Here is a 3,843-nt window from a genome sequence, read left to right on the forward strand (position 1 = left end):
AACCGCCCTTTAAAGATGGCGGAAGTATATGTACCCTTACAGCTTTTGGAACGGAACGAGCCTATCGATGCAAAACAGGCAGTCCAAAGATTTAAACGACTCATGATTGTCGGCCAGCCAGGATCAGGGAAAACGATGCTGCTGAAATCTCTAGCCCTGAATTATGCCAACGGACCTTGGGATATTCCCCAACACCCTGTTGCAATATTCTTAGAGTTAAATCGGTTAAGTGATACCAAGCTGACGATTGAGCAACAGCTAATCAAAACCCTAGCACGAGACAACTTTCCTAATGGGACTAACTTTGTTGAGCAAGGACTGAAGCAGGGCATGATTATGTTGTTGTTTGACGGTCTAGATGAGGTAAACAGTACGGATCGTCCAAACGTCGTTCGCCGCCTACAAGACTTTATTGACCAATACGATCAGTGTCGGGTTGCCATCACCTGTCGCACACAGGTTTACAAGCGAGAGTTTGATGCACAGGTGGATCAGACCGTTGAGGTAGTGGAATTTAACGACCAACAAATTCGGAAATTTCTGCGCCCCTGGAAGCAGAGCATGGGGGATGACAAATCTGTGGAGCAGTTATTACAAGCTTTACAGGATAAACCCCGGATTATGGAGTTAGCCCGTAATCCGCTGATGTTGACCATTATTGCTTATCTGTATACCGATACAGCTTTTCTGCTGCCTCACTCACGAGCTGAGTTTTATCAAAAGGCTACCGATATATTGCTGGAGACTTGGGACGAAGCCCGTCAGACGCCTAATCGTTACAAGGGACGAGATAAAAAATCAGTTCTACGACACTTAGCTTTGTTTGGCCAAGACCAAACAAAAGGGAAAAAACAAGATCGCCGCCATCTCAATTGGAGTGATGTGAATAAACAAGTGGCATCCATTTTATCTGGCTTGAATTTGAAGGCAGAGAATGATTTAGAGCCTATTTTGGAAGAAATCTGTGAACGCAGTGGGTTGTTGATGCCTATTGATGGCGGGGAAGGCTATCAATTCACCCATCTAACCTTGCAAGAGTTTTTTGCTGCCACTCAATTAGTCGATGATGTGGAGGGCTTGATTGAGCGCTTTAGTCAAGATCCTGATACTTGGCGGGAAACTGCTAAACTCTGGTGTGGACTCGCTAGAGACAGTACTGTACTAATCCAAGCCATCAATGGGAAAGATAATGTAACTGCGTTCAGTTGCTTGGCTGATGCTCAGAATGTCAAACCTGAATTAGCCACAACAATCATTGAATATTTTAAGAATTGGATAAAAAACACCCATCCAGCAATCTGGGAGTCTTCCCCAGATATTGCTATTAAGGACAATATAATCAAGGCTTTTGGAACAGTATGCGCTGATCAGCGACCCAGAGGAAAAGATATTTTCAATTTCCTATTGCAAATTCTTGATGAGAAGGTATCAAACAATAATTCAATTGATTATGCTGCCCAGGCAATAACAGCGACCAATATTCCTGAAGCAGCAAAGATCCTGGCGAATCTCTATTCTAAGCATCCAGATATACAGCTATATCTAGTTGGAATGGGTAACTTAGCTGTCCCCCAACTTCAAGTACTAATAAAAGACGGTCATCTAACTGCAATTAAGAATTTAGGGGAAATCGGCACACCGGAAGCAGCTAAAACCTTGGTGCCATTTCTTTGGGATGATCGAGAGGCTGTAGCATTCCATAGTGCTGCACAAATAGCAGCCCTATTGCAAAAAGCTGATATAGAAGAAGATTTAGCAAATTTTCCTAAAGAGGACTTTGAAAACTCTAGTCGCACTTGGCAGGGAATTTGGGATCCATTTGATGCGTTAAATAGTAGTGCAACCCCAATAATAGTTGAGCAAATCATAGACCAGCTTGTCAAAGGGCTTAAGACCCAGCAGCTGAGTCAAATTGATTTGCCGGACCTTGATCCTCGAATCGTCTTGCCAATTTGCATCTTATCAAATCAGGCTTTCTGTAAACCTCTTGAAGATTGGATAGATACAGCTCAGACCTTACTAGAAAACACTAAGCAGGGGGCACAATTAGAAACCAAAAGCCCCCAGCTCATTAGAGATGCGTTGAAACAACAACCTCAAAGCCTCCAATGGGAAATCTTCCTGAAGACACTTCCTTTAAGGATGCAGCTTGATTTGCTCTACCGTCTAAGTGCCAATCAACCACCCACAAAAAATGACTGGCAAAATCTCTTTACAATGGTGACCTATGATCTCAGAACCAGTTGGCACTACCGATTGGTGGTAGCTATCGCATTTGTGCTATCCACAATCGCCTTATTCGAAATCTCCACAGCCTCCATTCGATCAACAGAAATTTTGTTTTTTGGGACCTCGACTTTTTCCGCCTTTATTGTGTCTGTTTTTTGGTTGGTCCTCTGGCGAGGTACAGAACAGCCGCTAGAACCCAATTTATTTATCAGTCTGGGAATACAAGGACCTGCCACATTTTGTAGAGAATATATGCGTTTATTGCAACATCAGATTGTCTGGAACGGAGCCCAAGCAATGTTCAACACCATAACTAATGTCAAAAATATTAGTTATGGTGTCGCTATCACCTTCGCTATGACTTTCGCTATCGCTTTCGCAGACACTAACGCTATCGCTATCACTATTGCTATCGCTATCGCTATCGCCTTCGCTGGTGCTTTCGCTAGTGCTTTCACGAGTAATTTCACCCGCGATTTTGCTAGCGATTTTGCTAGCGCTATCGTTAACGATTTCCCTTGCACTAACGTTGTCGCTATCGCAGACCTTATCGCTGATGCTGTCGCTTTCACTGGCTCAATCACTGTCGCTGTCTTTGTCGCCGTCCTTGTCGCTGTCTTTGTCGCTGTCTTTGTCGCTCTCGCTGGCACTTTCAATGATGCTTTCCCTATCGCTTTCCTTATTGCTGTTGCTGTCGCTGGTATCGGATACTGGGGTAGTAAGACAACTACCCCAGTATTTAGGCGATGTCTAGCAGTCTTAGCAGCTCCCTTCTTTTGTGGGTCACCAGTTGTTGTTTATTTCTCGACCTTCTTTATGCATAATACTATTGGCTTATCATGGCCAAATATTGTACTTGTTTGGCTAGGCATTGTAAGCATCTGCACCTTGCTTTTGAGGCGTGGCCGCGAACAAGAACGATTAGCCCATAATCCCTTGAAGGGTATATTGCCTGAGTACGATACCACTTCACAAAGAAGTTTGCCGTGAGTGAACATTGCTCAACTCACAGACTACTAGGCTGAACCGCCCGTAGACTAATCTCTCGTATCCACACCTTCGTGAATTGCCCTAAGCGTTTCCCAGGCATCATCAAGCTTTCAAATCCCTCCCCCAGTTGGGAGATAAACCTTTGCCGCCATCGGTCCCAATCAGCTTGGGTGGGATAGTCAATCTCGTCACAGTACTCCGTCCAGTTCTCTTGCTGAAATTCGGAAGCACGTAGAGAAGTTCCTTTGACTTGCACCTGAATGAAATGGTGATCAATCAATTCTTGGATAAATGGAGGATGGCCGATTGGGGGTTCATCGTCATCCAACACTGGAAACTCATAGGAAAGCCGTAGTTCCTCCACAGAGTTCTTCTTGGCTATTCTCAGCAGTTCTAGCTGTTGCTGAGTCAAGGATGGAATCTGAGTCATTTTGAACCTCAATCGTCCAATCCCAGCGTAACGATTTGGTCTAAGAATGGCTCAGCATCAAATTTACATCTCAATTCCTAGTGAGCTTCTTCCACCTCACCAGTTGATTTCTCCAAGATCTTTCGGAGTCATAAGTGGCGAGATAGGCTTTCTCCAAACTAATGACATCCATATGATCAATGATAAAATCAACC

General features: G+C 44.2%; 2 protein-coding genes. One reads left to right on the top strand and one right to left on the bottom strand.

What is annotated here, in order from left to right; all coding sequences use genetic code 11:
• The first annotated feature begins 102 nt into the window (after positions 1-102).
• Positions 103-3,219 carry an NACHT domain-containing protein gene (locus Q0991_RS19780; protein WP_299491765.1) on the top strand — a complete coding sequence of 1,039 codons (3,117 nt, stop codon included), beginning with the start codon at positions 103-105 and terminating at the stop codon, positions 3,217-3,219.
• 16 nt (positions 3,220-3,235) lie between these two features.
• On the opposite strand, the gene Q0991_RS19785 is transcribed toward Q0991_RS19780, so the two are convergent.
• The gene (locus Q0991_RS19785; RefSeq protein WP_299491763.1) at positions 3,236-3,649 is read right to left on the bottom strand and encodes a hypothetical protein; all 414 of its coding nucleotides are present in this window, start codon (positions 3,647-3,649) and stop codon (positions 3,236-3,238) included.
• Positions 3,650-3,843 lie beyond the last annotated feature (194 nt).

Origin of the sequence: Acaryochloris sp. IP29b_bin.137 (assembly GCF_028285745.1) — a bacterium.
Taxonomy (GTDB): Bacteria; Cyanobacteriota; Cyanobacteriia; order Thermosynechococcales; family Thermosynechococcaceae; genus Acaryochloris.

What these genes read in the sequence shown, in the direction of transcription:
- Q0991_RS19780 (WP_299491765.1), top strand. Translation starts at nt 103, where the DNA reads ATGATTGTCGGCCAGCCAGGATCAGGGAAAACGATGCTGCTGAAATCT.
- Q0991_RS19785 (WP_299491763.1), bottom strand. Translation starts at nt 3,649, where the DNA reads ATGACTCAGATTCCATCCTTGACTCAGCAACAGCTAGAACTGCTGAGA.